This window comes from Ensifer sp. ZNC0028 (assembly GCF_000799055.1).
Lineage (GTDB): Bacteria > Pseudomonadota > Alphaproteobacteria > Rhizobiales > Rhizobiaceae > Ensifer.
The window spans coordinates 19,540-43,598 of record NZ_JTLA01000044.1; the positions used below are offsets into that span (position 1 = coordinate 19,540).

The 24,059-nt window shown below is 63.9% G+C and carries 25 protein-coding genes; 12 read left to right on the top strand and 13 right to left on the bottom strand.

What is annotated here, in order from left to right:
- Positions 1-308 precede the first annotated feature (308 nt).
- Complete coding sequence (locus L981_RS10995) at positions 309-602, top strand: DUF6074 family protein (RefSeq protein WP_043615232.1); 294 nt, start codon at positions 309-311, stop codon at positions 600-602.
- Positions 603-612: 10 nt separating this feature from the next.
- On the opposite strand, the gene L981_RS11000 is transcribed toward L981_RS10995, so the two are convergent.
- The 3 genes from L981_RS11000 to L981_RS11010 all read right to left on the bottom strand — a co-directional run bounded on the left by L981_RS11000 (position 613) and on the right by L981_RS11010 (position 4,638).
- Entirely contained in the window at positions 613-1,833 is a 1,221-nt protein-coding gene (locus L981_RS11000) for an adenylate/guanylate cyclase domain-containing protein (protein WP_043615235.1), read from the bottom strand.
- Positions 1,834-1,901: 68 nt separating this feature from the next.
- On the bottom strand, positions 1,902-3,968 hold the full coding sequence (locus tag L981_RS11005; protein WP_043615237.1) for a pyridoxamine 5'-phosphate oxidase family protein: 2,067 nt from the start codon (positions 3,966-3,968) through the stop codon (positions 1,902-1,904).
- Positions 3,969-4,026: 58 nt separating this feature from the next.
- On the bottom strand, positions 4,027-4,638 hold the full coding sequence (locus tag L981_RS11010) for a glutathione S-transferase family protein (RefSeq protein WP_043615240.1): 612 nt from the start codon (positions 4,636-4,638) through the stop codon (positions 4,027-4,029).
- Positions 4,639-4,786: 148 nt separating this feature from the next.
- Here L981_RS11010 and L981_RS11015 point away from each other — a divergent pair, with 148 nt between their 5' ends.
- Entirely contained in the window at positions 4,787-5,680 is an 894-nt protein-coding gene (locus L981_RS11015) for a LysR family transcriptional regulator (protein ID WP_043615243.1), read from the top strand.
- Positions 5,681-5,692: 12 nt separating this feature from the next.
- Here the strand turns inward: L981_RS11015 and L981_RS11020 are convergent, their stop codons facing one another.
- The 3 genes from L981_RS11020 to L981_RS11030 all read right to left on the bottom strand — a co-directional run bounded on the left by L981_RS11020 (position 5,693) and on the right by L981_RS11030 (position 8,798).
- Positions 5,693-6,496 (bottom strand): LytTR family DNA-binding domain-containing protein, encoded by an 804-nt coding sequence (locus L981_RS11020; protein ID WP_043615246.1) that lies wholly within the window; start codon positions 6,494-6,496, stop codon positions 5,693-5,695.
- Positions 6,493-7,581: a sensor histidine kinase gene (locus tag L981_RS11025; protein WP_043615385.1), complete on the bottom strand. Its 1,089-nt coding sequence runs from the start codon at positions 7,579-7,581 to the stop codon at positions 6,493-6,495. The genes L981_RS11020 and L981_RS11025 overlap by 4 nt, the downstream gene beginning before the upstream one ends.
- 122 nt (positions 7,582-7,703) lie before the next feature.
- On the bottom strand, positions 7,704-8,798 hold the full coding sequence (locus L981_RS11030) for a sensor histidine kinase (protein ID WP_052201743.1): 1,095 nt from the start codon (positions 8,796-8,798) through the stop codon (positions 7,704-7,706).
- A gap of 271 nt (positions 8,799-9,069) precedes the next feature.
- Between L981_RS11030 and L981_RS11035 the strand changes: the two genes are divergently transcribed.
- Complete coding sequence (locus tag L981_RS11035; protein ID WP_156134052.1) at positions 9,070-12,105, top strand: autotransporter domain-containing protein; 3,036 nt, start codon at positions 9,070-9,072, stop codon at positions 12,103-12,105.
- The gene (locus L981_RS11040) at positions 12,105-12,641 is read left to right on the top strand and encodes an invasion associated locus B family protein (protein ID WP_043615252.1); all 537 of its coding nucleotides are present in this window, start codon (positions 12,105-12,107) and stop codon (positions 12,639-12,641) included. Before L981_RS11035 ends, L981_RS11040 begins: the two co-directional genes overlap by 1 nt.
- Before the next feature lie 167 nt (positions 12,642-12,808).
- On the opposite strand, the gene L981_RS11045 is transcribed toward L981_RS11040, so the two are convergent.
- Positions 12,809-13,387, bottom strand: coding sequence for a flavin reductase family protein (locus L981_RS11045; protein WP_043615254.1), 579 nt, complete (start codon positions 13,385-13,387; stop codon positions 12,809-12,811).
- A 219-nt stretch (positions 13,388-13,606) separates the two neighbouring features.
- On the opposite strand from L981_RS11045, the gene L981_RS11050 reads away from it, so the two are divergent.
- The 3 genes from L981_RS11050 to L981_RS11060 are packed head-to-tail and all read left to right on the top strand — an operon-like array spanning position 13,607 to position 14,592.
- Positions 13,607-13,930, top strand: a complete 324-nt coding sequence (locus tag L981_RS11050) for a helix-turn-helix transcriptional regulator (protein ID WP_034787670.1) — start codon at positions 13,607-13,609, stop codon at positions 13,928-13,930.
- The gene (locus L981_RS11055) at positions 13,927-14,337 is read left to right on the top strand and encodes an SRPBCC domain-containing protein (protein ID WP_043615259.1); all 411 of its coding nucleotides are present in this window, start codon (positions 13,927-13,929) and stop codon (positions 14,335-14,337) included. The genes L981_RS11050 and L981_RS11055 overlap by 4 nt, the downstream gene beginning before the upstream one ends.
- Positions 14,338-14,376: 39 nt before the next feature.
- Positions 14,377-14,592 (top strand): hypothetical protein, encoded by a 216-nt coding sequence (locus tag L981_RS11060; RefSeq protein WP_043615265.1) that lies wholly within the window; start codon positions 14,377-14,379, stop codon positions 14,590-14,592.
- Positions 14,593-14,611: 19 nt separating this feature from the next.
- Here L981_RS11060 and L981_RS11065 read toward each other — a convergent pair whose 3' ends face one another.
- On the bottom strand, positions 14,612-15,598 hold the full coding sequence (locus L981_RS11065) for a GlxA family transcriptional regulator (RefSeq protein WP_043615278.1): 987 nt from the start codon (positions 15,596-15,598) through the stop codon (positions 14,612-14,614).
- A gap of 106 nt (positions 15,599-15,704) precedes the next feature.
- Between L981_RS11065 and L981_RS11070 the strand changes: the two genes are divergently transcribed.
- The gene (locus L981_RS11070; RefSeq protein ID WP_043615281.1) at positions 15,705-16,346 is read left to right on the top strand and encodes an HD domain-containing protein; all 642 of its coding nucleotides are present in this window, start codon (positions 15,705-15,707) and stop codon (positions 16,344-16,346) included.
- Between the two features lie 95 nt (positions 16,347-16,441).
- On the opposite strand, the gene L981_RS11075 is transcribed toward L981_RS11070, so the two are convergent.
- Positions 16,442-17,329 (bottom strand): LysR family transcriptional regulator, encoded by an 888-nt coding sequence (locus L981_RS11075; RefSeq protein WP_043615284.1) that lies wholly within the window; start codon positions 17,327-17,329, stop codon positions 16,442-16,444.
- Between the two features lie 122 nt (positions 17,330-17,451).
- On the opposite strand from L981_RS11075, the gene L981_RS11080 reads away from it, so the two are divergent.
- Positions 17,452-18,147: a type 1 glutamine amidotransferase domain-containing protein gene (locus tag L981_RS11080; RefSeq protein ID WP_043615287.1), complete on the top strand. Its 696-nt coding sequence runs from the start codon at positions 17,452-17,454 to the stop codon at positions 18,145-18,147.
- A gap of 241 nt (positions 18,148-18,388) precedes the next feature.
- On the opposite strand, the gene L981_RS11085 is transcribed toward L981_RS11080, so the two are convergent.
- A complete protein-coding gene (locus L981_RS11085) occupies positions 18,389-18,862 on the bottom strand; it encodes a VOC family protein (protein ID WP_043615290.1) in 474 nt (157 codons plus the stop codon).
- Between the two features lie 253 nt (positions 18,863-19,115).
- Here L981_RS11085 and L981_RS11090 point away from each other — a divergent pair, with 253 nt between their 5' ends.
- Together L981_RS11090 and L981_RS11095 are read left to right on the top strand one after the other, a co-directional pair.
- The gene (locus tag L981_RS11090) at positions 19,116-19,880 is read left to right on the top strand and encodes an SDR family oxidoreductase (protein WP_043615293.1); all 765 of its coding nucleotides are present in this window, start codon (positions 19,116-19,118) and stop codon (positions 19,878-19,880) included.
- 192 nt (positions 19,881-20,072) lie between these two features.
- The gene (locus tag L981_RS11095; protein WP_043615296.1) at positions 20,073-20,810 is read left to right on the top strand and encodes a glutathione S-transferase family protein; all 738 of its coding nucleotides are present in this window, start codon (positions 20,073-20,075) and stop codon (positions 20,808-20,810) included.
- Positions 20,811-20,885: 75 nt separating this feature from the next.
- On the opposite strand, the gene L981_RS11100 is transcribed toward L981_RS11095, so the two are convergent.
- The 3 genes from L981_RS11100 to L981_RS11110 all read right to left on the bottom strand — a co-directional run bounded on the left by L981_RS11100 (position 20,886) and on the right by L981_RS11110 (position 22,736).
- Positions 20,886-21,263 carry a hypothetical protein gene (locus tag L981_RS11100; protein WP_043615300.1) on the bottom strand — a complete coding sequence of 126 codons (378 nt, stop codon included), beginning with the start codon at positions 21,261-21,263 and terminating at the stop codon, positions 20,886-20,888.
- Between the two features lie 10 nt (positions 21,264-21,273).
- Complete coding sequence (gene yghU, locus L981_RS11105; protein ID WP_043615303.1) at positions 21,274-22,188, bottom strand: glutathione-dependent disulfide-bond oxidoreductase; 915 nt, start codon at positions 22,186-22,188, stop codon at positions 21,274-21,276.
- Between the two features lie 128 nt (positions 22,189-22,316).
- On the bottom strand, positions 22,317-22,736 hold the full coding sequence (locus L981_RS11110) for a GNAT family N-acetyltransferase (protein WP_043615306.1): 420 nt from the start codon (positions 22,734-22,736) through the stop codon (positions 22,317-22,319).
- Positions 22,737-22,989: 253 nt separating this feature from the next.
- Between L981_RS11110 and L981_RS11115 the strand changes: the two genes are divergently transcribed.
- On the top strand, positions 22,990-23,958 hold the full coding sequence (locus tag L981_RS11115) for a TerC family protein (RefSeq protein ID WP_210336052.1): 969 nt from the start codon (positions 22,990-22,992) through the stop codon (positions 23,956-23,958).
- Positions 23,959-24,059: the final 101 nt, after the last annotated feature.

Consider the following 24,059-nt stretch of genomic DNA (forward strand, 5'->3'; position numbering starts at 1 on the left):
CCGTGGGGCGCTGATAGAAAGATGATTGTCAATGTCATGTTTTTGGATCGAAACCAACCCAGAAAAGCGCGAAAGCGTGTCGGGCACGTGACGCGACCGATGTCTATGGCACCTGCGAGACGCAAACGGTTCACTTCGGCACCGGTGGGAAGGAAACGTTAACCATAGGCTTCGTAGAAATGGAATCAGCAGAACAATTCGCCTTCGATTGGGGACACCGGAGGCGGAGCGATTGTTCGATACCGAAACGCGTAGGGCGTCTTTGTGCGTTCGAGTGAGCGCACGAAGTCCAGGGGGCAAACGAGACGATGGCAGGCAATCAATCAGTGGAAGCCACGGAAACCAACACCATTGTTCCGTTTCCCGTGGTCAGGAGATTGCATGCCATTCGCAGTGCTGCCGCCGAGCTTGAAGATCTGCACGGTGCCGAGGCGCTGCAATTCTGGCGCCGTCGCTGCCGCGCTCTAGCGGACGAGCTTTTTGCCTGCGGCTGCTCGGAAGACGAAGTCCGCCGTCAGGTGATGGACTTCCAGGACGAGGTCCAGATCGAGCTGCAGCATCGCCACCTGTCGCGCCTTTCCGCAGGCGCAATGAGCCAGTAGCCGCCGCGGCTCAGGCGATCGGCAGCTCCGGATCCCAGGTAAACAGCTCCTTGGCCCTCGCAATGCCGCGCAGTGCAAAGCGGCCGAGCGAGACCGCGTGGACCCGTTCATCCGGCGGGCAGGCTTCGACGAAATCAGACGACATGATCATGTGCCGCTCGACCGAACGGCACATCGAGGCAATGCGGCTTACCTCATTGACCGCCGGGCCGACCACGGTGAAATCGAGGCGGGTCTGGCTGCCGATATTGCCGTAGAAGACTTCGCCGATATGGAGTCCGAGATAGACCTCTGTGGTCGGCTTGCTCTCGGTCTGCCGGCGGGCGTCGAGCTCGGCGAGCATGCGGCGCAGCTGCCGTTCGGCGGCGATTGCGTTGGCGCAGGCGGTCCCCGGATCGTCGGCATTGAAGATCGCCAGAACACCGTCGCCGATCAGCTTCAGCACGCTGCCACCATGGTCGTGAATGGCGGTGATCACGGTCCCCGAATAATCGTTGAGAAGCGGAATGATCTCGTCGGGTGCGGCGGTGTCGGAGATGCGCGTATAGCCGCGCAGGTCGGAAAACCACATGACCGTTTCGATGCGTTCGGCCGAACCGCGGGCAATGCTGCCCTTGACGACGCGCTGGCCGGCATCGGCGCCGAGGTAGACGTCGGCAAGCGTGCTGATGATGCGAACGCAGGAGCCGGCCTTCACCGCCAGCGCAAGCGTCGGCAACAGGATCCTAAGCGCTGCAATGTCATCCTCGCTGAAGCCGCCGTCGCTCCGCGTCGTCCAGTAGGAATAGAAACAGTCCATCTCGCCGACACGGCCCTGGTCGGTGAAGTGGTGGATCATACTGACGCAGTCGGTGTGACCCTCACCCTTCAGCTTGTCCAGTATGTTGTAGGTGGTGCCTTCGTCGGCTGAAAGCCGGATGCGGCGCTCGGCGGTCCGGTCGCGCAGCATGTGGTAGAAGATCGAGTTCTGCCAGTTCAGCAGCGCCTCACCCGTGGTCGTCGAGCCGTACTGGATGACTTCCGGGGTGATGTCGCTTTCATCGTTCCACTGGAAGGCACGCCCCTCGAATTCGGGGTGCAGCGTGTCGATCAGGCCGAGCGCGCGGGCAAGGTCGAGACCAGCTGCCCGACATTGCTCGCAGAAGCCGGCAAACAGCTCCGGCTCGTCCAGTCCCTTCAGGCCCTGTTCTGAAAGCCAGAGCACGATATCGCGTAGCTGTTGGTCGTTCATGGCGCATCCCGCTCGGCCGAGGTCGACTGCCTGATGATGTGGTGCACCATCCATAGCCGAACCAGGGCTCAGAGCGAAAGATGCAGTTTGCCCGCCTCGCTTTCGGCCGGCACGGCGCAACAGATGAGCGCTTCGCCTTCGGCGACCGGGAAGGAGGGCTGCGAGGGATAGGTTACCCTGCCCTCCAGCACCGGCGTCCGGCAGGTGCCGCAACTGCCGTTGCGGCAGCCGTAGTCCGGGTTGAGACCCCGTGCCTCTGCGAGATCGAGCAGCGTGCCTTCGCCCGGCTGCCAGCGCGCCTCCTTGCTCGACTTGGCAAAGACGACGTGAACGGGGGCGCTCGCCGCCGGCTCCATCGCGGGGGCAGAACCGCCGTCCGGCCGCCGGGTCAACGACGACAGCCCGAAGGCCTCCGCATGGATGCGGGCATCGGCGATGTTGAGCGCCCGCAGACCGTCGTAGAGCGACTGGGTGAAGGCGGCCGGGCCGCAGAGGTAGAAATCGTAGTCGTCGAAGGGCAGGGTGGCCTTGAGATGGGTGAGGTCGATGCGACCGGCGATGTCATAGTCCTGGCCTTCGGTGGCCGTTGCCGGCTGGCTCAGCGCCCGCACCAGACGAATATTGCCCTCGCCTTCCGCGACGAGTTCGGCGATCTCCCGATCGAAGGCGCGCTCTTCCGGCGAGCGGGCGGCCTGGAAGACCCAGGTCGGGCGCGTGCGCCGCTTGCGGCGGCTTTCAGCGACAACGTGCTTGAGCATGGCAAGGATCGGCGTGATGCCGACGCCGGCGCCGATCAGCACGGCCGGGCGCCGCTCGGTTCCGTCGATCGTGAAGCTGCCGGCAGGCGCCCGCGCCTCGATCCGGTCTCCCGGCTTCAGCCCGTGCAGGTGCCGGGAAGCCACGCCCTCCTTCTTGACGCTGATGCGGTAGAGACCATCCGTCGGTGCCGAGGACAGCGTATAGCTTCTGACGAGCGGTCTTTCGCCGTCTTCGACCTTGATGCGGATCGGCAGGTGCTGGCCGGCCTGGTGGGCCATCAGCCCGACGCCGTCATCCGGTTCGAGGTAGAGCGAGCGGATCGTCGTGCTCTCGTCCTCGATACGGGCAATCCGGAACGGCCGCCACGCATCGGCAAGGGCCGCGGCCTCTAGCCGGACCTTCGCCTGGTCCCAGTCGCCGGTGGACGTGAGGCTGGGAGACCAGCCGCCCTCCTCGAAGGCCCAGCGAAGCGGCAGGCCGTCCTGGCGGTAGATGACCTTTTCCGGCCGGAAGCGCCAGAGCCGCTCAGCTCCTTGGAATGCAGCGACCTCCGGAGAGGACAGGATGACTTCGGCGCTGCCGGTCATCTGCAGCATGTCGCCGGTCGCAAAATCGACGAACAGCAGGCCGGCGCGCGGATTGAGCATGAAGTTGCCGAGCGTGTTGAAGAACAGGTTTCCCGAAAAGTCTGGGATCGTCAGCACGCCGTCCGTGCCGATCTGCACGAAACCCGCCTTGCCGCCGCGATGCGAGACGTCGACCTGGCGCTCGCCACTGTCGCGATCGACATAGGAGGCGACGAAGAAAGTGTCGGCCTTGCCGATGATCGCCCGGGCGCGCGCGTCGAGCACGTCACCATGTACCGGGCGCACCGAGGCTGGCTGGTGCGGATCGCGAACGAAGGTGAACTGGCGAAGCTGGATATATTGCGGGCAGTTGCCGAAGCTCTGCCGGACGCGGAGCGTGAAGCCGTCGTCGCCATCGCGTTGGATCGCGCCGTTCAGCCGGTTCCGGCGCCGGGTCTCGAGTTGGATGCCGAGCATGCCGATGGAGTGCGCGTCGTCCATGCCGGCATCGGCCGGATCGTCCGGGTCGCGCGGCAACCGGATGTCGAGGTTCCAGGCGTCCGGCGCCTGCATGAAACCGGGGTCTGCCGCGCGCATCGTCGCCCAGACATCACCGTTCGCATCGACTGCCCCGAACATGGCGAAGGGCAGCATTGGGAAGAATTGCTGGTGCTGCTCCGGCATGAAACTGCGCACGAAATTGCGTCCGGTCGCATCCATGCGCTCGGCGACGCCGAGGCTGCGCTGGATGGCGAGTTCGCCTTCGTGCCAGGGCGAATCCGGTTTTTTCTGCTGTGCGTTGTCCGGCATGGTCGGGTGTCCCGGTTGCAGGGGGGCCGGGGCAGCGCTGCCGCCCCGGGAGGTCGGATCAGGCCGCGAGGCCGACCGCTGTCTTCTGGAAGCTGACGAAACCGGGCAGGCGCTCGACACGCGAAAGCCAGGCGCGGACATGGGCATAGTCGGTAAGATCGACATTGCCTTCTGGAGCAGCGGATACGTAGCTGTAGAGGGCGACGTCGGCGATGGTCGGCCTTACGCCCACGAGGAAGTCGTGGCCGGCAAGCTCGGCATCGATCTGTGCAAGCACCCGGTGGGCCCTGGAGATCGCCCCTTCGGCATCCAGATTGGCGCCGAAGACGGTGACGAGACGCGCGGCTGCCGGACCGAAAGCGATGTCGCCGGCGGCAACCGAGAGCCATTTCTGCACCTTCGCCGCTGCGGCCGGATCTTCGGGCAACCAGTCGATGCGGCCGAGCTTCTTGGCGAGATAAACGAGGATGGCGTTTGAGTCGGCGATGACTGTGCCCTCGTCGTCGAGCACCGGCACCTGGCCGAAGGGATTGAGCGCTAGGAAATCCGGCGCCTTGTGTGCCCGCGCCTTGAGATCGACGTCGATCAGCTCGTGCGGCACGCCGAGCAGCGACAGGAAGAGCTGCGCCCGGTGCGAGTGGCCGGAGAGCGGATGGCGGTAGAGTTTCATGGGAGATGTCCTCGAAGAGCTTGAGAACCGTCACGGCCCTCCGGCGGTTCGGGATGAACCGCCTTCGAGGATCAATCTATGACTTTCCAAATTTCGGCAGTAGAATGCGATTTCGATAGTCTGATTTCCAAATATCGGAAGGATGGAAATGGATCGCCTCGATGCCATGGGCGTTCTGCTCGCCGTCGTCGAACACGGCAGCCTTTCGGCCGCCTCCCGACACCTCAAGGTGCCGCTCGCCACGATCAGCCGGAAGCTTTCCGAGCTTGAAGCGCATCTGGGCGCGCAGCTCGTCACCAGGACCAACCGCCGGATCCAGCTGACCGAGGCCGGCCGGGCCTATGTCGAAGCTGCCAAGGAAATTCTTGCGCGGGTCGAAGAGGCGGAACGGGTGGCGGCTGGCGAATACAGAACGATCAAGGGTGATCTGACGGTTTCCGCACCCATCGTCTTCGGGCGCCTGCACGTGCTTCCCGTCCTGGTCGATTTCCTCAAGGCCCATCCCGAGGTCGATATGCGGCTCGCCTTGGGCGACCGGTTTGCCAATCTCGTCGACGATCACATCGACGTGGCACTGAGGATCGGAAACCTGCCCGACAGCAATCTCGTGGCGACGAAGATCGGCACGGTGCGCCGGGTGGTCTATGCGAGCCCCGATTATGTCGCGCGCCACGGCGTGCTCCGGCATCCGAGCGAACTTGCCGACCATGATTGCATCACCTTCGAAAACGTCACGGCCGCCCATGTCTGGCGTTTCCTCGACGAGGGGCGCGAGCTGGCTGCGCCGATCCGGTCGCGGCTGATCGTCAATACGGCGGAATCCGCCGTCGACGCGGCGATATCCGGTCTCGGCTTGACGCGGGTGTTGTCCTATCAGGTGGCGCGCCAGGTGGCGGACGGCCTGCTCGTGCCACTGCTGGAAGACTTCGAGCACCCGGCGCTGCCGGTCCAGCTCGTCTATCTTCCGCAGGGGCTGGTGCCGATGAAGCTGAGGGCCTTCGTCGATTTTGCAGCCCCGCGGCTGCGCGCGGTCCTGCGATAGCGGGAAGGCTTCCTAGTCCGTCTGGTTGCGGTCGCCGGTCATCGGCCGGATGTGGCGGGCGTAGGTTCGGCCGACGCGGATCTCGCTGCCGTCGGAGAGAAGGGCGATGAGCGCGGCGAAGGGGGCTTGCTTCAGCCCCACGATACAGTCCCGGCGCACGATCGAGCTGCGGTGCAGCCTCAGGAATTCCGCGGGATCGAGGCGACGCTCAAGCGATGCGAGGCTCTCGTGGTGCAGGTAGGATCGGCCTTCGACGTGAATGCGGACATAGTCGCGTTCCGCCTGAAAGCGCACCACCCGGTCGAGCGCGATCCGCACGAACTCTCCCCGGGCCTTGATCCAGAGGTCGTCCGTCTGGGTCTCGTGCTTGCGCAGTGCCTGGCGCAGCGCCGTCACCGTCTCGTTGAGTTCGAGTACCCGCTCGGCGCTCGTGCGTGCGGCGATCGCAACACGGGCCCGCTCGACCGCCGTGCGCAGGCGGCTGGATTCGATCGGCTTGGTGACATAGTCGACCGCAGCCGCTTCGAAGGCGCGGAGCGCATAGTGGTCGAAGGCGGTAACGAAAACGACCGCGGGCGCGTTGTCGCCCAGCTGCTCCAGGATGTCGAAGCCGGTGCCGCCGGGCATCTGGATATCGAGCAGGATAGCGTCCGGCGAAAGTTCGGCCACCATCGAGCAGGCCTGCTGCACGTTGCCGGCCGTTCCGACCACCTCGACTGCTGGAATTGCCCCGAGCAGGCGAAGGAGGCGCCGTCGCGCCAGGGGCTCGTCGTCGATGACGAGGATTGAAAGCGGAACAGTCTGGATTTCATTCATGCAAGCCTCAGGGGCATTGTGATTGCAGCTCTGAAACGACGGGGGGTCACGAGGCCCGAAACGCAGGCGCCGACACCCGGAAAACGGGCCTGGACGCGCTCGGCAACATTCTTGAGGCCGATTCCCGTGCCCGGCCACCGGGCGGTATCCGGCGCCGCTGCAATGTCGTTTTCGACGGCGATTTCCAGCGCCTGGCCCACCTTGGCGGCGCTGATGACGATTTCCACCTGATCCGGCGAACGGCTGACACCGTGCTTGACGGCATTCTCGATCAGCGGCTGCAGGATGAGGCTTGGCACCAGTGCCTCCTCAAGGCCGTTGGCGATGTCCATCCGGAGCCGCATGCGGTCGCAATAGCGCTCGCCCTCGATGTGCAGGTAACCGGCCTGGAGTGCGAGTTCGTCGGCGAGCCGCACGTCGTGCAACGGATCGAGCTCCAGCGTCGTGCGCAGAAAGTTGGACAGCGACATCACCATGCGCGTGGCGGCAAGGGGCTGCCCCTCCTCGATCAGGCCGGTGATGGAGTTGAGCGTGTTGAACAGGAAATGCGGATTGACCTGGTAGCGCAGCGCCCGCATCTGCGCGGCCAGGGCTTCCTCGCGCGAGATGGCCAGGCGCCGCTCGCGCTCGCGCAGTTCGAAGCTGTAGAGCAAGGCGACGAAGAAGAAGGACCAGCCGACGAAGGTCGCCATGCTGTAGACCAGCGTGTAGCCGATGCTGGTCCAGTCCGGGGCGATCGGGTCGGGACGCACGATGAAAAGATAGAGAAGAAAGTCGACGCCGGTATTGGCGATGGCGGCCATCAGAGCGGTCGCGAAGCCGACGACGATCTTCAGCGCGATGTGCTGGTGGCGGACGCCGAACATCGAAGCCGCGATGCCATAGGAGAAGGCCATGCCGCAGGACATCAGCAGCAGCTTGCCCGGGGCCGACATGATCGGATCGATCCCGACGATCGCCCACAGAATGCTGCTGACCAGGAATTCCACGAACCAGTAGAGAAAACCGAGCCAGAGCGTCGCGCGCCGCAGGCTGGCGATATAGGCGCTCTCGTCCACCGATCTTGCGTCATCCTCAAGGTTCATGGCCATTTTTATCGTTCAACCGGCCGCCGATGTCGATTGCCGTTCGTCGGTCAAATCGAGCCGTTGGCAGAAAGGCCCGGACTTTCGACCATTGCCGGCCGTCGTTGGCCGGAGAGCGGCGATCAGGCCAGCCGCAGCGGCATGGTGATCGCTGCGCGAAAGCGGTGGGGTGCGACGAGGCCTGATATGAAGGCGCCGACCTCGGGAAAGCGGGCCTTGATGCGGTCGGCGACATTCCTCAGTCCGGTGCCGGTCCCGACCGGTTTTTTCACCGGGCGCGGCGGCTCGCCCGCCATGTCGTTTTCGACGGAAAGCTCCAGCGTCTCGCCCTGCCTTGCTGCCCGGATCACGATCTCGACCACGCCGATCGAACCGCCAACGCCGTGCTTGATCGCATTTTCGATCAGCGGCTGAAGGATCAGGCTTGGCACCAGCGCCTGCTCCAGGCCCGGTGCAATGTCGAGCTTGACCCGCATGCGGTCGGAGAAGCGCTCGCCCTCGATGGTGAGATAGCCGAGCTGCAAGGCCAATTCGTCGGCAAGGCAGACGTCCTGCATCGGATCGAGCTCGAGTGTCGTGCGCAGGAAGGAAGAGAGCGAAAGCACCATGCGGCGGGCGGTGGTCGACGCGCCTTCTTCGATCAGCCCGGCAATCGAGTTCAAGGTGTTGAACAGGAAGTGCGGATTGACCTGGTAGCGCAGCGCCCGCATCTGCGCCGCCAGCGCTTCCTCCCGTGTCACGGCAAGCCGCCGTTCCCGCTCGCGCAGTTCGTAGTTGGCAAGAAGGGCGATGTAGAGAAACGCCCATCCGTGAAACAGTGCCATGCAATAGATGAGCGTGTAGCCGACATTGGTCCAGTTGATTGGGCCCGGATCGCCATGCTCGATCAGGCCGTGACTGAGGAAATCGACGCTGGCATTGATCGCCGCGGCGACGAGCGCGAGGGCAGAGCCGAGCAGAAGCTTGAAGAGGATGGACCGGCCTCGAAAGCGAAAGAGCGCCGCTGCCATCGCATAGGACATGAGTGTCCCGTTCAGCATCAGGATCAAGGTGATTGGCGCGATCGCGATCGGGTCGTATCCGAGGAAAGCCCAGAGCGTCGTGCTGATGACAAACTGCATGAACTGGTAGAGGAGCCCGAGGACGAGCGTCGCTCGCCGAACGCTTGCGGCATATCCAGCCTCGTCAGGCAAAACCGTCTCATGTCCTCGCGCCATGCGAGGTTTTATCCTTCAACTCCATACGGTTGTCGATTGCCGTTCGTCGCCGAAAACAAGCCGTTTGCAGAAAGCCACAGCCCTTCAACGCCGCAATCTGCCGTTTGCAGAAAGCCGAATTCTCGCTTTTTGCGGGCTTGCTATAGCCGCCCCATGACCCGTGCTTTCCCGGCGATTCCGATCGCCTGGGAATTGTGCGCCCACGAATGCAAAGGAAAAGGGGCAGACATTGAATACCTGTGCGAAGGCGGACGTTTTGAGGATCAACCTTTTGAGCTCGACCGCGCTCGGCCGGGCCGGCCTTGTCTCGATGCTGCTGGCGGCGGCGCCGTTCGCAGCGTCGCCGGCAAAGGCGGCCGGATTGCTGGTTCCAAACGACACGACGTGGTCCAGCGACCATACGATCAACGGCAATCTCGTGATCCGTGGCGGGCCGGGCGGCGCGACGCTGACGATCAACAGTGGCGCCAAGGTTGAAAGCACCGATGGCTACATCGCAGACAGCCGCGGCAGCGTCGGGACGGTCGTCGTCTCCGGGCCGGGCTCGACCTGGGACATCGTCGATGCCAACCCCAACGGCGACCGCATGCTCTTTGTCGGCGGCTTCGAAGGCGGTATCTATGGCGGCAAGGGCACGCTGATCGTCGAGAACGGCGGCAAGGTTTCGGCCAAGGAGACCTATGTCGGCGCCCTGCAGGAGGGCGACGGAACGCTCGTAGTGCGCGGCGCGGGTTCCATGCTAAACACCGAATTCCTGGGCGTCGCCTACGGCGCACTGACGCTCAATACCGCTACGGTTCGGATCGAGGACGGCGCCCTCGTCAACACCAACAAGACCTACTTCGAAAACGGCACGGTTCTCGTCACCGGCGACAATACGCGCTGGGTCAACACCGGTGAATTCACGATCGGCGACAGCTTTACCGTCGAAAAAGGCGCTGTCGTCTCGACTAACACCGCGATCCTGCGCGAGGACGAAAGCACCGACACCATCCAGGCTGCCATCGACGGCGCCGGCAGTGAGCTCAAGGTCGCCGACAGGTTGCTGATCGGCGAGGCTGGTCGGGCGAACCTTTCGATCGCCAACGGCGGCAAGCTCTCGGTTGGCGGGGACATCGTGCTCTCCGCCGTCGGCGGCATCAACAACGAGGGCATGGGCAACCTGACGATTGGCGGCAAGGTCAATCTCAACAACATCGCTGAACCGATCGCCGAACAGGCGCAGGCGGCAGGCACGGTCAATTCCTCGGCGAAGATCGATTTTGGACCGCGCAAGGGCTACGTCAACTTCAACCATACGAACACGGGCTACGAGTTTGCCAACACGATGGTCGGCAAGGGCACGATCACCAACTTCTCCGGCGAGACCATCGTTGGCGGCGACCTGTCGAAGTTCTACGGCAAGGTGAATGTCTCCGGCGGCAAGCTGGTCCTGAAGGGCAATATCGACACGATCGACAACGACCCGGACAACGGTCCCGTGGACTTCAGCGAGACCCGGTTCGAAGTGTCCGGCGGCACCCTGATCGTCGATGGCGAAACGGGGCGGGTAGAGGGTGATCGTTTCTATACCAATGAAGTGAATGTGCTCGGCGAATTGAACCGCATTCGCAATCCGAACTCGACCGCTTTCGGCAGGCTCGGCGGCTCCGGCACGGTCGGCGACACATTTATCGACAAGAATGCGATCATCTCGCCGGGCAACAATTCGACCGGCAAGCTGACGATCATGGGCCGGCTGGATATGGCCTCTGGCTCGATCTATGAGGCCGATATCGCCGGCGACGGCCGCTCCGACCGGATCGTTGTCAAGAGCATAGGCACCAACGACAACACCGGTATCGCCAAGATCGGAACCGGTACCAATGTCCAGGTGACGGCACTCGACGCCAACACCAGCTACAAGACCGGTCAGACCTACACGATCCTGACCGCCGATCGGGCAATCGAAGGCAAGTTCGCCGAGGCGATTTCGAAATCGGCGTTCCTCGAAATCTCGCTCGACCAGAAGGAAAAGCAGGTCGATCTGACGATCAAGGTCAAGAACGGCGGCAAGCCGGGCGGCGAAGAGCCGGGTAAGCCGGGTGAGCCGGGTGGAGAGCCGAAACCGGGCGAGCCGGGCGGAGAGCCCAAGCCTGGTGTCTTCGAAGGCGAGGCTGCCACCGGCAACCAACGGCAGACGGCACTGGCGCTGAACACGCTTGCCCAGAGCGGCCCGTCGGTCGGCCTCTACAATGCATTGACACTGCTCGACGGCGCCGGGGCACGCCGTGCCTTCGATCAGCTCTCCGGCGAAGTCCATGCGTCGGCCCAGACCGCGTTGATCAACGACAGCAGCCTGTTGCGCAACGCGGCGAACGACCGCATCCGCGATGCTTTCGGCGACGTCGGCGCTGCAAACGTCCCGGTTCTGGCCTACGGTCCGGAGGACAAGATCACGACAGGCGCAGTCGCGGCGGTCAACTCTGTCCCGGTGGCGCCGCCGGCCATGGTCGGTTGGGGCCAGGTATTCGGCTCCTGGACCAACACCGACGGCAACGGCAACGCCGGTGCGCTCGACCAGTCGACCGGCGGCTTCGTCACCGGTTTCGATGCGGCAATCGCGGACAATGCGATCGTCGGCATCATGGCCGGTTACAGCCGCACCAGCTTCGACGTGGACAGCCGCTCGGCGAGCGGCAACAGCGACAACTACCACCTCGGCGTCTATAGCGGCAGCCGTTGGGGCGACGTCGCATTGCGCTCGGGCCTCGCCTACACATGGCACTCGATCAACACGTCGCGCAATGTCGCCTTCCCGGGCTTCAGCGATCAGTTGAAGGCCGATTATGACGCGGGCACCTTCCAGGCCTTCGGTGAAGTCGGCTACCGCATCGATCTGCCGAGCGTCGCGCTCGAGCCCTTCGCCAACCTCGCCTATGTCAGCCTGCACACCGATGGCTTCACCGAGCGCGGTGCCGCAGCGGCGCTGTCGAGCAGGAGCAACACGACCGACACGACGTTCACGACGCTCGGTCTTCGCGCTTCGGCGCCGCTCAGCCTCGGCACGACCGAAGCAAAGCTGCGCGGTATGCTCGGCTGGCAGCATGCCTTCGGCGATACGACACCGTTCTCGTCGATGGCGTTCGGCACGGGCAGCGCCTTCTCGGTCGCCGGTACGCCGATCGCCGAGGATGCGGCAATCATCGAGGCCGGCATCGACTTCGCGCTGACCGGCAATGCGAGCCTTGGCATCACCTATACCGGCCAGTTCGGCTCCGGCACGACGCAGAATGCCGTGGACGCCAAGCTCGACGTGCGCTTCTGATGGGCAGGCTCGTCTGGCTCTCGACAATGCTGATGGCGACCTTCGTCGCCATCACACCGCTTTATGGGCAAGACGCCGCCGGAAAGCCGGCGGCGCCCTCCCAGCTTTCGGAGACCTACGAGGACTGGAGCGTCGCCTGCGCCGAGATCGAGGGGAAGAAGCATTGCCTCCTCTCGCAGCGCCAGTTCCACAAGGGCGGTCAGCATGTGCTGACGATCGAGCTCCGCACGGCGGCGGACGCGGGCCTCGAGGGGAGCCTCGCGCTCCCCTTCGGTCTCTACCTGGATAAGGGCGTGACGCTCGGTGTCGACGAGGCGACGGGCGGCAAGCCGACCGGCTTCCGCACCTGCCTGCCGCTCGGCTGCATCGTGCCTTTGACCTTCACCGAATCGACGGTTGCGCTGCTGCGCAGCGGAACGGCGTTGAAGATCGGCGCGTTTGCGAGCGACAGCGAAAAGGACGTTGCGTTCGCTGTCTCGCTCAAGGGCTTTGCCGCAGCGCTCGACCGGGTGATTGCGCTGTCCGGAAAGAGCTGAGGCAACGTCACAGCCTTCGCTTCGCCGCCAGGCATCTGGCGGGCTTTTTTAAAGGTGCGCAGCCTCCCGGGGCGGGCCCGGTCGTGCGAAAGGGCGGCCGGGTCTTCTCCATGTGTAGAGCCGAGCATAACCATCCCGGCGCGCCACCGTTGGCGTGCGCGTTCGGCCTATCGGGAGGTTACGTCGATCGCCTCGCCGATAGCGTAGAAATGCCCGCCCGCGATATAGTGCAGGCTGCGCAAGGCGGGATCGGCCGTTTCGAACATCCAATGCCCGTCGCGAAACACCCGATCGTCGGCCCAGGCCGCGAAGACTTCGCCGATGAACAGGTCGTAGCGGCTCTCGATCGACGGCTCGCTGATCAGCCGGCAGGCAAGCCAGGCGGAGCAGCCGGCGACGAGCGGAAGGTCATGGTCAGGCATCTGGAACAGTTCGACGCCGGCATTGCGCAGCTTGTCGGGATCGTCGTGAAGGCTCGTGGTGCCCACCGCATGGGTCAGAACCGCCTGGGTGGCGATCGGCACCTGGATGACGAACACGCCCGCTTCCTCTGCAAGGCTGCGGGTACGGGTGGCGCTGTCGAGAACGACCGTCAGCTTGGGCGGATCATAGTCGAGCGCGCAGGCCCAGGCTGCGGCCATCACATCTTCGATGCCGCCATGGCGGGCGGAAACCAGGACGGTCGGCCCGTGGTTCAGCAGCCGGTACGCCTTTTCGAGAGGAACGGTACGAATATGCGAAACCATCTGACTACCTCAGCCGCCGTTGGCGGACATTGACCGATCATGCGTCTTCTATAGGGGCGCTGCATTTCGCCAACAAGCACAAGCTTTCGCGGTGCCGGAGGGGCGGCACGGCCATGGGCGCAAGGCGCTGAAAAGGATCCCGGCGGGCGCAACATAAGCGTTTGACAAACACATACCCGATTGGCTATACGTCATTACATAGCCAATCGGGTATGGGACATGACTGAGTTACAGGACGCGGTTTTTCGGGCGCTCGCCGATCCTACACGCCGTGGGCTCTTCGAACACCTTTGCCGGCAGGGGGACACCACGGTCGTCGGATTGTTGGCCGATGCCGGGGTTTCGCAGCCGGTCGTGTCCAAGCATCTCAAGATCCTGAAGGCTGCGGGGCTCGTGCACGACCGGCACGAGGGTCGCTACACCTATTACAGCGCCCGGCGCGAAGCGCTTGCGACGCTGGTTGACTGGACGACGGAGATGGCCGGCTTCTGGCAGGACCGCTTCGACGATCTCGATGATCTTCTCAAGAGAATGGACCAATGACCGAAACAACCGAAACCACCCGCTCCGTCGTCGTCGAACGCGATTTTTCCCATCCGCCGGAGAAGATCTGGCGCGCGCTGACGCAGCCACACCTGATTGCCGAATGGCTGATGCGCAACGATTTCGTGCCCGAAGTCGGCCGCCGTTTTACGCTTTCGGCCGACTGGGGCCAGGTCGACTGCAAGGTCGAGACGATCGAAGCGAACCGCTCGCTCGCCTATCGCTGGGACACCAAGGACCTCACCAGTGTCGTCACCTGGACGCTCGCTCCCGCCAATGGCGGCACGAGCCTGCGCATGGAACAGCGTGGCTTCAGGGCGGACCAGAAGGCCTATTTCCAGGGCGCAACCGTCGGCTGGCAGCGCTTCTTCACCCAGCTGGAAGAGGTCGTCGCAAAACTCGACTGATCGCCGCCGCCTCCCGTTGCTCAAAGCCAAGGTGCCAGAATGACCGCCCTGATCCGGAAAATCCATCGCTGGACGTCGCTGCTCTTCGCGCTGGCTGTTGCCGCCATCTTTGCCGGCATGCCAGTGATGACGCTGCCCGAATGGGTCTACTATTTGCCCCTGCCGCCGCTGGCGGTGCTGCTGCCGACCGGCATTTACCTTTTCGTGCTGCCCTATCTGGGCAAGCCGCAGAGCAGGATGCAGGCGGCCGAGTAGGAAATAGCGCCAGCCCGGCTCATTCCGCGGAAAGAGCCGGGCTGGCGAAGCGCTTGCGATATTCGGCCGGCGTGACGCCGACATGCCGCATGAAGGCGCGCCGGAGCGTGTCGGCATCGGCAAAACCGCAGCGGGCGGCGACCTGCTTGGGGGCGTCCTGCCCCTGCTCTAGCAGGCGCCGGGCCGCCGCGACACGGGCTTCCTCCACCCAGTTCGCCGGCGTGATGCCGACGTCGCTGCGGAAAAGCCGGGAAAAATGGCGCGGGCTGAGATCCATGCGTTTTGCAAGCGTCGCGACGCTGTGATCCTGTCCCGGATTGGCCACGACCCAGCGCTGCAACTCCTGGAGCGCCGAGCGGCCCGCCGGCATGGCCTCGCCCTTGCGGCTGAACTGCATCTGCCCGCCCGGCCGCTTGAAGAACATCACCAGCTGACTTGCCACCCGCATGGCGATCTCGTGCCCGAGATCCTCCTCTACCAGAGCAAGCGCCAGATCGAGACCGGCCGTCACGCCGGCCGCCGTACGAACCGGGCCGTCGCTGACGTGAATGGCATCCTCGTCCACCGTGACCTCGGGATAGCGCTGCGCCAGCCGCGCGGCGACGGCCCAGTGCGTCGTCACGCGCCGCCCGTCAAGCAGGCCGGCGGCCGCCAGGAAAAAGGCGCCGCTGCAGACGGAACCGTAGCGCCGGACCGTCGGCGCACGTTGCCGCAGCCAATCAAGGACGATGCCGTCGGCGGGCACGTCCGTGGCATTGGGGCAGCCGGCGACGAGCAGGGTATCGATCGGATCGTCGAAGTCGCGGCCGATCACCCGGTCGGCCATCAGCCGCACGCCGGATGAGCTTCGCAGCGGCTCCGGCCCGGCCGCAGCGACGAGAAGACTGTAAGCCTCCCGGCGGACCTGCGCATTGGCTTCGGCAAAGACGTCGAGCGGGCCGGAGACGTCGAGGAGCTGCACGCCGGGCAGCGCCACCATCACGACGGTTCTGGTCTTCTCCTGCATCCGCGGCCGCTCCAAACCGGATTTGTCTCTATTTGACGTATCACGTCGATTGCCGACATTCCAGGCGGTTCTATCCTTTGGGTGCTGAGAAACCCAGGAGAAGACAATGCCATTCATTGCCGAAGATGCGACCGTTCCCGACAGCAAGCTTGCCAGGGCGATCACCGAATACATCCGCGATACGGAAACGGAGCTGCTTTTCAACCATTCGAGCCGCGTCTACCATTTCGGCGCGCTTGCGGGCGTTCATCGCGGCCTGACGTTCGACCGCGAACTGCTTTATGCCGGCGCGATGTTTCACGACATCGGCCTGATGCCGAGCCATAGCAGCAAGACCGAGCGCTTCGAGGTCGATGGCGCCCATGCCGCCCGCGATTTCCTGCGCAGCCACGGCATTTCGGAGGCGGATGCCTACACGGTCTGGACGGCGATCGCGCTCCATACCACGCCGGGCGTGCCCGAACACATGCATCCCGTCGTGGCGCTGGTGACGGCCGGCGTCGAGATGGACGTGCTCGGGCTGACCTATAAGCAATATTCCGACGCCGAGCGCGAGGCGGTTGTCAGTGCCTTCCCGCGGACGCCGACCTTCAAGGAGGACATCATCCAGGCCTTCTACGACGGCATCAGGCACAAGCCGGACACCACCTTCGGCAACGTCAAGGCCGACGTCATCGCCGACAAGGAACCGCACTTCCATCGCGGCAACTTCTGCAGCGTGATCCGCTGCTCGCACTGGCACGGTTAGGATGAGGCCGGTCGCTCGGGCCTTGGCCCGGGCGACCGGCTTTGCACGCCAGATGTCGATTTCCGCGGTTGAGCCGACAAGCTCATCCTTCAGGCTTACTCCATGAGGCAGTCGATCAATGCTCGGGTCGCAGCCGCAAGGTTTCGGTGCGGCGGATAAATGAGGGAGAAGGGACGCGACCGGCCACCGAATTCCGGCAGAAGCTCGACCAGACTGCCGCGCAAGAGCCGATCGCGCACGACGAAGTCATAGGTCTGGCATATGCCGAGGCCCGCCTCCGCCAGCGACACCGTGCCCAGCACATCGTCCTCGACTTGCACGGGACCATCGGGCACCCAGTCGACATCCGAACCATCGACCCGCAACAGCCAGGGAGCCGGGCGGCCGGTGCTCGGCATGACGAAGGGCAGGCAGGTGTGGGCCGCGAGATCTTCGACCGATTGCGGCGCGCCGCACCGGGCGATGTAGCCGGGAGAGGCCACAAGCCTCAACGGAGCGTCTCCGAGCTTGCGTCCGACCAGGCCGCTGTCTGGAAGCTGGCCGAGGCGTATCGCGAGGTCGTAGCCCTCGGCGACGAGATCGACATTGCGGTTGGCGATCGACAGTTCGACCGTAACGCCTGGATGGCGCAGCGCAAAACGCGCCAGTTTCTCCGGTAGCTGGAAATGCCCGAAGGTCGTGGAGGCGCTGAGACGGACCCGGCCGGCAAGCGCGCCCTCGCCCTGGATGGCCCGCTCCGCCTGGTCGATCGCGTCAAAGGCCACGCGGACCTGATCCAGATAGGCGCGGCCCGCATCCGTGAGGCTGATCCGCCGCGTGGTGCGCCGCACCAGCTGCGTGCCGAGCTTGGTTTCGAGGCGGGTGATCGCACGGCTGAGCACGGAGGGCGTGGTGGCGAGCGCCACTGCCCCGGCGGTCAGCGATCCCTTGTCCATGACGGTGATAAAGGCCTCGACGTCGGCGAGATGATCGAAGCGCCGCATTCTTGCCTCTCAAGACCAAATCATTTCCGTATCGGCGCATTTATCGCCGCAAATCGAAGTAATAAATAAGCAGCATCAGTCAACGGTCGCAAGCTCAGACCCGCTCCAAACAGGAAAAGATGATGCCGAACCCCAGCGCAAATCCGAAGAAGCCCGTACTCTTTGTCCTCACCAGCCATGGTACCAAGGGGGATAGCGGGCAGCCGACCGGTTTCTATCTCGGCGAAGTCACCCATCCGCTTTCCGTGCTCGAAGCCGCCGGCATCGCGGTCGAATTCGCGTCGATCAAGGGTGGCGAGCCGCCGATCGACGGCCTCGACCTGGAGGATGACACCAATCGACGTTACTGGAACGACGAGGCGTTTCGCGCCGCGATCCGCACAACGGCCAGGCTCGACGGTGTCGATCCCGACCGCTACGCGGCCATTTTCTTCGCCGGCGGTCACGGTGCGATGTGGGACCTGCCGCAAAGCAGCGCCGTCGACCGGGTGACCCGTTCGGTGTTTGAGGCCGGCGGTGCCGTCGCGGCGGTCTGCCACGGTCCGGCAGCCCTTGTGAATGTCAGGCTTTCCGACGGCCGCTACCTCGTCGCCGGCCGCAATGTCAGCGCCTTTACCGATTCCGAAGAACGCGCCGTCGGCCTCGACAGGACGGTGCCGTTCCTGCTCGCAAGCACGCTTGTCGAGCGCGGTGCGACCCACCATCCGTCCGCGGACTGGACATCGAAGGTGGTCGTTGATGGCCGGTTGATCACCGGCCAGAACCCGCAGTCGGCGACCGGGGTCGGCGAGGCGCTTCGCGATCTCCTGAGCGCCTGATCCGGGCGTCGCCGGGCATTTTGAAAGTCCGGCAAAGTCCTTCCGATCGTGCTGCCGGCGATGCGTCGCCGACAGCGTGAGGCGCGCCGGACAGGTGGGGCGCTCGACTGCCCTTGCGTTGGCCATGGCGGGAAACCGGAAAAACCGCCATGTTCGCCATCCCTGTCGCGTCCGGTTGACACGGCCCGCACACTCTTGGGTAAGCCGTCGCCGGCCGGAAAGTTCCCTCAGTGAGGCGGCGTCAGCCGCGCCGCGCCGCCTCGATCGCGGCGACGTCGATCTTGCCCATGGTCATCATCGCCTCGAAGGCGCGTTTTGCCTCGGCGCCGCCGGCCGCCAGCGCATCGGTCAGGACCCGTGGCGTGATCTGCCAGGAAATGCCCCATTTGTCCTTGCACCAGCCGCAGGCGCTCTCCTGGCCGCCATTGCCGACAATGGCGTTCCAGTAGCGGTCGGTCTCCTCCTGGTCGTCGGTGGCGATCTGGAACGAGAAGGCCTCGTTGTGCGTGAACATCGGGCCGCCGTTGAGACCGAGGCAGGGAATGCCGGCGACGGTGAATTCCACCGTCAGCACGTCTCCCGCCTTGCCGGACGGAAAGTCGCCGGGCGCCCGGTGCACGGCGCTGACCCGGCTATCGGGAAAGATCTCGGCGTAGAAGCGAGCGGCCGTTTCGGCCTCCTTGTCGTACCAGAGGCAGATCGTGTTCTTGGCCATGACGCGTCCTTTCGTTTTGAAGCCGGATGGGCCGTTTCCTTCGCCACCTGCCTTGCGAGATAGGTCGGCGCACCCGTTTCTCCACCCTGATATTCCCAGGCGGAGGCGTTTGCCGGGCGCTATGTCGGTCCGATCCACATGCGCCGGGTCGTCGCATCAGCCGGTTTCCCGTTGGAAATTCAACCGCTGATACCTAATTGTGCGGCTTCGATACGCGCATGGGGCTTCTCCTCGCGCGCCTTAGGGGATGCGGATGATACAACTGAATGGAACTGTTGCAGTGGTTACCGGCGCTGGTCGCGGTCTCGGGGCGGCACTGGCCTATGCCCTGGCCGAAGCGGGGTGCGATCTCGTTTTGTGCGGGCGTAGCCAGAGTGCCCTCAAGGACGTGGCCGAACCGATTGCCCGCAATCTCGGGCGACGGGTACAAACCGTCGCGCTCGATCTTGCCGATGCGAAAAGCGTCGCTGCGGCGGTCGAGGGCATCAAGGCGGAGAACACCCGCGTCGATATCCTCGTGAACAATGGCGCCATGTGGCTCGAGGACAGCGACGAGGATCATCCCGATGATGCGGTCATCGGTGTCATCAACGCGGCCGTTACCGGAACCTTCCTGTTTACCCAGGGTCTGCTGCCTTTGCTCGCTCACTCGGCCCGGCCGGATATCGTCACGATCGGCTCGATCAGCGGCCTGCCCAACGCAGCGCTCCAGACCGTGTCCGTGCCCTTCTACGCCGCCAAGCGGGCGCAGGCCGCCCTGGCCGATGGTCTGCGCCAGAAGCTTGCCGGTACGCCTACCCGTTCGATCGTTGTCCACCCGCCTTACCTCGAGGATGTCTCTCCGCTTGATGGCGCATGGGAGGCGGCCGGCAGTCGCAAGAAGGGCGAGGCGGCAACCAACCGGGACATCGCCGAAGCGGTGCTGTTCGCCTTGACGCGGCCGCGGCACGTGACCCTGTCGATCACCGTCGATGCCGACGAAGGCGGCCTCTATCCGTCTCCGCTTCGCTCCGCCTAGCGGGGGGCCCAGATCAGCGGCCGAGCCCGCACATTGCCGAACGCTCGCGAGGGCGTTCGGCGAAAATCAGGTCCCGTTCGCGCAACCCCTCTCATCGTCCACATGTGCAGACGATAAGTCCAATTTTGGCCAACTACAGAGCCTCCGTCCACGTCGATATATCCATGACACCAACAATGGAGAAACGACACCATGCCTTCTGTCTCTGAACCGATCTTCACCGCAGGCTTTCCGCTCGGCAGCTCCGCCGGCCTGGTCACCGCCTTCGAATGGCTCGGCCAACCCTATCGCCTCACCCGCGTCGACATGCTCGGGGAAATGCGCACCGACGCCTATGAGCGCTTCAACGGCCGGGTCGAAACGCCCGCGCTGGTGACCGAAAAGGGCGACGTGCTGACCGAGACCATGGCGATCGCACTGTGGCTGGAGGCGCGCGATCACCAGCGTCGCATCTCGTTCGCCCCAGGCACTTTCGAGGCGGCCCGCATGCACCAGTTCATCGCCTTCCTCAACACCGGCTTCACCGGCGCCTTCTTCCCGATGTGGGTGGCGCTGGAATCCGAAGGTGCCACGGAGGAATACCGCGAAACCCTGCGCGCCTTCGGCCGCGAATTCGTCGCCAAGCGTCACAAGCAGTTGGAAGCGATGATGGGCGACAGCGATTACCTGCTCGACGACCGGCCGACGCTTGCCGATGCGGTCTTTGCCGGTGTGGCCCGCTGGGTCGATTTCCACGAGGCGATCGATCCGAAGGATTATGCGCGCAACTACCCGCGCATCCACGCGCTGCGCCAGCGCATAGAGGCCGACCCCGCCTTCCGTTTAGCCGTGGCGATCGAGGACGGCGAACCTGCCACCGGCAGCGGTGCGATGAAGGGCCTCGTCCCGCTCGAAGATGTGTTGCGGATGACCGGCGCACTCCGCGCGTGATCTAAAAAAGTGAGGTGGTGCACCGGCAGGCGGTGCACCACCTCAAACTGTTGGAGCGGCCAGCCGCCGCCGACATCACACCTCGAATACGTCGACGAACGATTCCGGGAAGCTTTGCCGGGCAACCTTCTCGTTGATGACGAGCATCGCCTCATAGGACACGGGATCGAAATCCTTGTCGACCGGCAGCACCTCGCGTCCGAACAGGAGGTTCAGCCGGGCGGCATCGAGATTGCCGCGCTCGAATGGTTCCGCGCCGAAATGATGCCAGAGGGCGTGGAGGAAGGCCGCATCGATGCGGTGCGCTCCGGAGCCCGGTCGGGCATGACGGGGCAGTGCCTTGATCGGCGTTGCTCCCTTGGGATTGGCCCGACGGATGACGAACTGGATGCCCGTGCCCGGCATGGCGTAGGGGAAACCCCGGTGTTTCGTCATATCAGCCAGCTTGGCCATTCTATTCTCCTTAGGCGGTCTGCTTCTCGCCAATCTTGTCCTCAGTCTTCGTATCGAAGTCGGAGGCGTCGTGGCGCTCATGCAATTGTTCGGACGGGTTGCCGCTCAAGCGGTTGACCATGCGGCCGCGCTTGACCGCCGGACGGGCGGCGATCTCTGCCGTCCAGCGCTGGACGTGCTCGTAGCTCTGGACCTCGAGGAAGGTACCCGCATCGCCATATACCTGCCCGAGCGCCAGATTGCCATACCAGGGCCAGGTGGCCATGTCGGCGATGGTGTATTCGTTGCCGGCGAGGAACCGGTTTTCGGCGAGATGGCGATCGAGCACGTCGAGCTGGCGCTTCACCTCCATGGCGTAGCGGTCGATGGCGTATTTGATCTTCATCGGCGCATAGGCATAGAAATGGCCGAAGCCGCCGCCCAGAAACGGTGCCGAGCCCATCTGCCAGAACAGCCAGTTCAAGGTTTCGGTGCGGGCGCGAAGCTCGCTCGGCAGGAAGGCGCCGAATTTTTCGGCGAGATAGGTGAGGATCGAAGCCGATTCGAACACGCGCACCGGCGTGCCGCCGCCCTTGGGCGCGTGATCCATCAGCGCCGGGATCTTGGAGTTCGGGTTGACGTCGACGAAGCCGGAGCCGAACTGGTCGCCGTCTCCGATGCGGATCGGCCAGGCGTCGTATTCGGCGTCCTTATGGCCGGCCGCCAGCAGCTCTTCGAGCATGATCGTGACCTTGACGCCATTCGGCGTCGCCAGCGAGTAAAGCTGCAACGGATGCTTCCCGACCGGCAGGTCCTTGTCGCTCGTCGCTCCGGCGGTCGGGCGGTTGATGCTGGCAAACGCGCCGCCATTGCCCTTGTCCCAGGTCCAGACCTTGGGAACGTCGTAGCCGGCAGGGAAATTGTCAGCGGGGGATTTTTCGGTCATCAAATCTGTCCTTGTCTTGGCGGAAACGTCGAACGTCGTATTGGCTTATATAGGAAGTTCATCAAGCCACCACATCGACGTGGCGGCGAGGATGACCATGCTCAAAGGCCGGGTGCCGGAGAATTTTTTTATCGAAGCTGGATGAGACCTGCTTCCGTCGGCGTGAAGCCGCACCGATCGAGGTAAAAATCGCGAAGCTCAGGATCGAAGTCGACGTGCAGCCATTCGCAGCCCGAGGTCTTGGCGTGCGTTACGGCCTCTTCGACGAGCAGCGTGGCGTAACCCTTGCGCCGCAGCGATGACGTCACCATCGTATCGAGCAGGAACGCGTGCACGCCACCGTCCCAGGCGACATTGACGAAGCCGGCGAGCGCGCCTGAAATCCGCATGGTGAGCCAACCGAGGCTGAAGCGGGTGACTTGGTCCCACCAGTCGTCTTTGGTCACGGCGTGATCGAAGCATTCGGCGTGCAGGGTATTCACTTCGGTGTTTTCGAACGGCCCGCGCCAGGCGAACGCGGGTGCTTCAGTCCGGTTTTCTGCCGTCACGGTCCAACCTCACACGCTGCAGGAAACGATCTCGTCGGTCCTTTTGACCACAACGGTCCGGCCGCCAGCAAGCGCGGCCGAGTCCTCACAAAAAAAATCGCGAGCCTCTCTTGATCCCGGAAAGCCGAACGCTTATCTGCCGCCTAACCCGCTGGTCCGGGCCCCTCTGGCGAGAGCTTCGGCACTCTTGCGATGTCGGACCTTATTCCGACAACATGTGCCGATTGGGGACCCGTCTGTGGACTTTTCCTTCATGTCTGTAGTGTGGCTGGGAACGCCACTGTGGCTGTGGGCGAGCTTTTTCGCCCTCGTGATCGCTATCCTATCGTTCGACCTTGGTATTCTCCATAAGGAGAACAAGGAGATCAACGTCGCCGAAAGCGTCAAGCTTTCCGCCTTCTATATCGCCCTCGGCCTGAGCTTCGGCGGCTTCGTCTGGTGGTATCTCGGTGCCGAGTCCGGCCTTGCCTACATGACCGGCTTCGTCGTCGAAAAGACCCTGGCGCTCGACAACGTCTTCGTCATCGCCCTCATTTTCTCCTTCTTCGCCGTCCCGCGCATCTACCAGCACCGCGTGCTTTTCTGGGGTATCCTCGGCGTCATCGTGCTGCGCGCGATCATGATCGGCGTCGGCGCGACGCTCGTGGCTGAGTTCTCCTGGGTTCTCTATATCTTCGCCGCCTTCCTCGTCTTTACAGGCATCAAGATGCTGGTGATGAAGGAGGCCGAGCCCAACGTTTCGGACAACGCGCTCGTGCGCTTCATGCGCAGCCGTTTCAACGTCACCGAAGAGCATCACGGCGAGCGCTTCTTCGTGAAGCTCGTGAACCCGAAGACCGGCAAGATGACCTGGTTCATCACCCCCCTCTTCATGGCGCTGGTCATGGTCGAGGTGGCTGACGTGATCTTCGCCGTCGACTCGGTTCCCGCGATCTTCGCGATCACCACGGACCCGTTCATCGTCTACACGTCGAACATCTTCGCTATCCTCGGCCTTCGCGCTCTCTACTTCGCGCTCGCTGCGATGATCCATCGCTTCCGCTACCTGAAGCCGGCGCTGGCTGTCGTCCTGATCTTCATCGGTTCGAAGATCTTCGTGGCCGATCTCCTGGGGCTCGAGAAGTTCCCGGCGGCTCTGTCGCTCGGCGTCACCTTCGCGATCATCGCTTCGGGCGTTGTCTGGAGCCTGATAAAGACCAAGGAAGAGCAACTGCCGGCATAACGCCCGGGCTCATCCGACCGTGACAAGAGACGCGGCGGCCTTCGAAAGGAGGCCGCCGCGATCGCTTTTGCCCTTGCCGGGCGAGGGGGCAGCCTTACTTC

Bases quoted from the DNA above. Each gene is read 5' to 3' on its own strand.
- L981_RS11075 (WP_043615284.1), bottom strand. From the start codon at position 17,329: ATGCGGCGCTTCGATCATCTCGCCGACGTCGAGGCCTTTATCACCGTC.
- L981_RS11050 (WP_034787670.1), top strand. From the start codon at position 13,607: ATGACTGAGTTACAGGACGCGGTTTTTCGGGCGCTCGCCGATCCTACA.
- yghU (WP_043615303.1), bottom strand. From the start codon at position 22,188: ATGACCGAAAAATCCCCCGCTGACAATTTCCCTGCCGGCTACGACGTT.
- L981_RS10995 (WP_043615232.1), top strand. From the start codon at position 309: ATGGCAGGCAATCAATCAGTGGAAGCCACGGAAACCAACACCATTGTT.
- L981_RS11010 (WP_043615240.1), bottom strand. From the start codon at position 4,638: ATGAAACTCTACCGCCATCCGCTCTCCGGCCACTCGCACCGGGCGCAG.
- L981_RS11070 (WP_043615281.1), top strand. From the start codon at position 15,705: ATGCCATTCATTGCCGAAGATGCGACCGTTCCCGACAGCAAGCTTGCC.
- L981_RS11090 (WP_043615293.1), top strand. From the start codon at position 19,116: ATGATACAACTGAATGGAACTGTTGCAGTGGTTACCGGCGCTGGTCGC.
- L981_RS11000 (WP_043615235.1), bottom strand. From the start codon at position 1,833: ATGAACGACCAACAGCTACGCGATATCGTGCTCTGGCTTTCAGAACAG.
- L981_RS11040 (WP_043615252.1), top strand. From the start codon at position 12,105: ATGGGCAGGCTCGTCTGGCTCTCGACAATGCTGATGGCGACCTTCGTC.
- L981_RS11085 (WP_043615290.1), bottom strand. From the start codon at position 18,862: ATGGCCAAGAACACGATCTGCCTCTGGTACGACAAGGAGGCCGAAACG.
- L981_RS11095 (WP_043615296.1), top strand. From the start codon at position 20,073: ATGCCTTCTGTCTCTGAACCGATCTTCACCGCAGGCTTTCCGCTCGGC.
- L981_RS11060 (WP_043615265.1), top strand. From the start codon at position 14,377: ATGACCGCCCTGATCCGGAAAATCCATCGCTGGACGTCGCTGCTCTTC.
- L981_RS11115 (WP_210336052.1), top strand. From the start codon at position 22,990: ATGTCTGTAGTGTGGCTGGGAACGCCACTGTGGCTGTGGGCGAGCTTT.
- L981_RS11100 (WP_043615300.1), bottom strand. From the start codon at position 21,263: ATGGCCAAGCTGGCTGATATGACGAAACACCGGGGTTTCCCCTACGCC.
- L981_RS11005 (WP_043615237.1), bottom strand. From the start codon at position 3,968: ATGCCGGACAACGCACAGCAGAAAAAACCGGATTCGCCCTGGCACGAA.
- L981_RS11025 (WP_043615385.1), bottom strand. From the start codon at position 7,581: ATGAACCTTGAGGATGACGCAAGATCGGTGGACGAGAGCGCCTATATC.
- L981_RS11030 (WP_052201743.1), bottom strand. From the start codon at position 8,798: ATGGCGCGAGGACATGAGACGGTTTTGCCTGACGAGGCTGGATATGCC.
- L981_RS11080 (WP_043615287.1), top strand. From the start codon at position 17,452: ATGCCGAACCCCAGCGCAAATCCGAAGAAGCCCGTACTCTTTGTCCTC.
- L981_RS11015 (WP_043615243.1), top strand. From the start codon at position 4,787: ATGGATCGCCTCGATGCCATGGGCGTTCTGCTCGCCGTCGTCGAACAC.
- L981_RS11055 (WP_043615259.1), top strand. From the start codon at position 13,927: ATGACCGAAACAACCGAAACCACCCGCTCCGTCGTCGTCGAACGCGAT.
- L981_RS11045 (WP_043615254.1), bottom strand. From the start codon at position 13,387: ATGGTTTCGCATATTCGTACCGTTCCTCTCGAAAAGGCGTACCGGCTG.
- L981_RS11065 (WP_043615278.1), bottom strand. From the start codon at position 15,598: ATGCAGGAGAAGACCAGAACCGTCGTGATGGTGGCGCTGCCCGGCGTG.
- L981_RS11020 (WP_043615246.1), bottom strand. From the start codon at position 6,496: ATGAATGAAATCCAGACTGTTCCGCTTTCAATCCTCGTCATCGACGAC.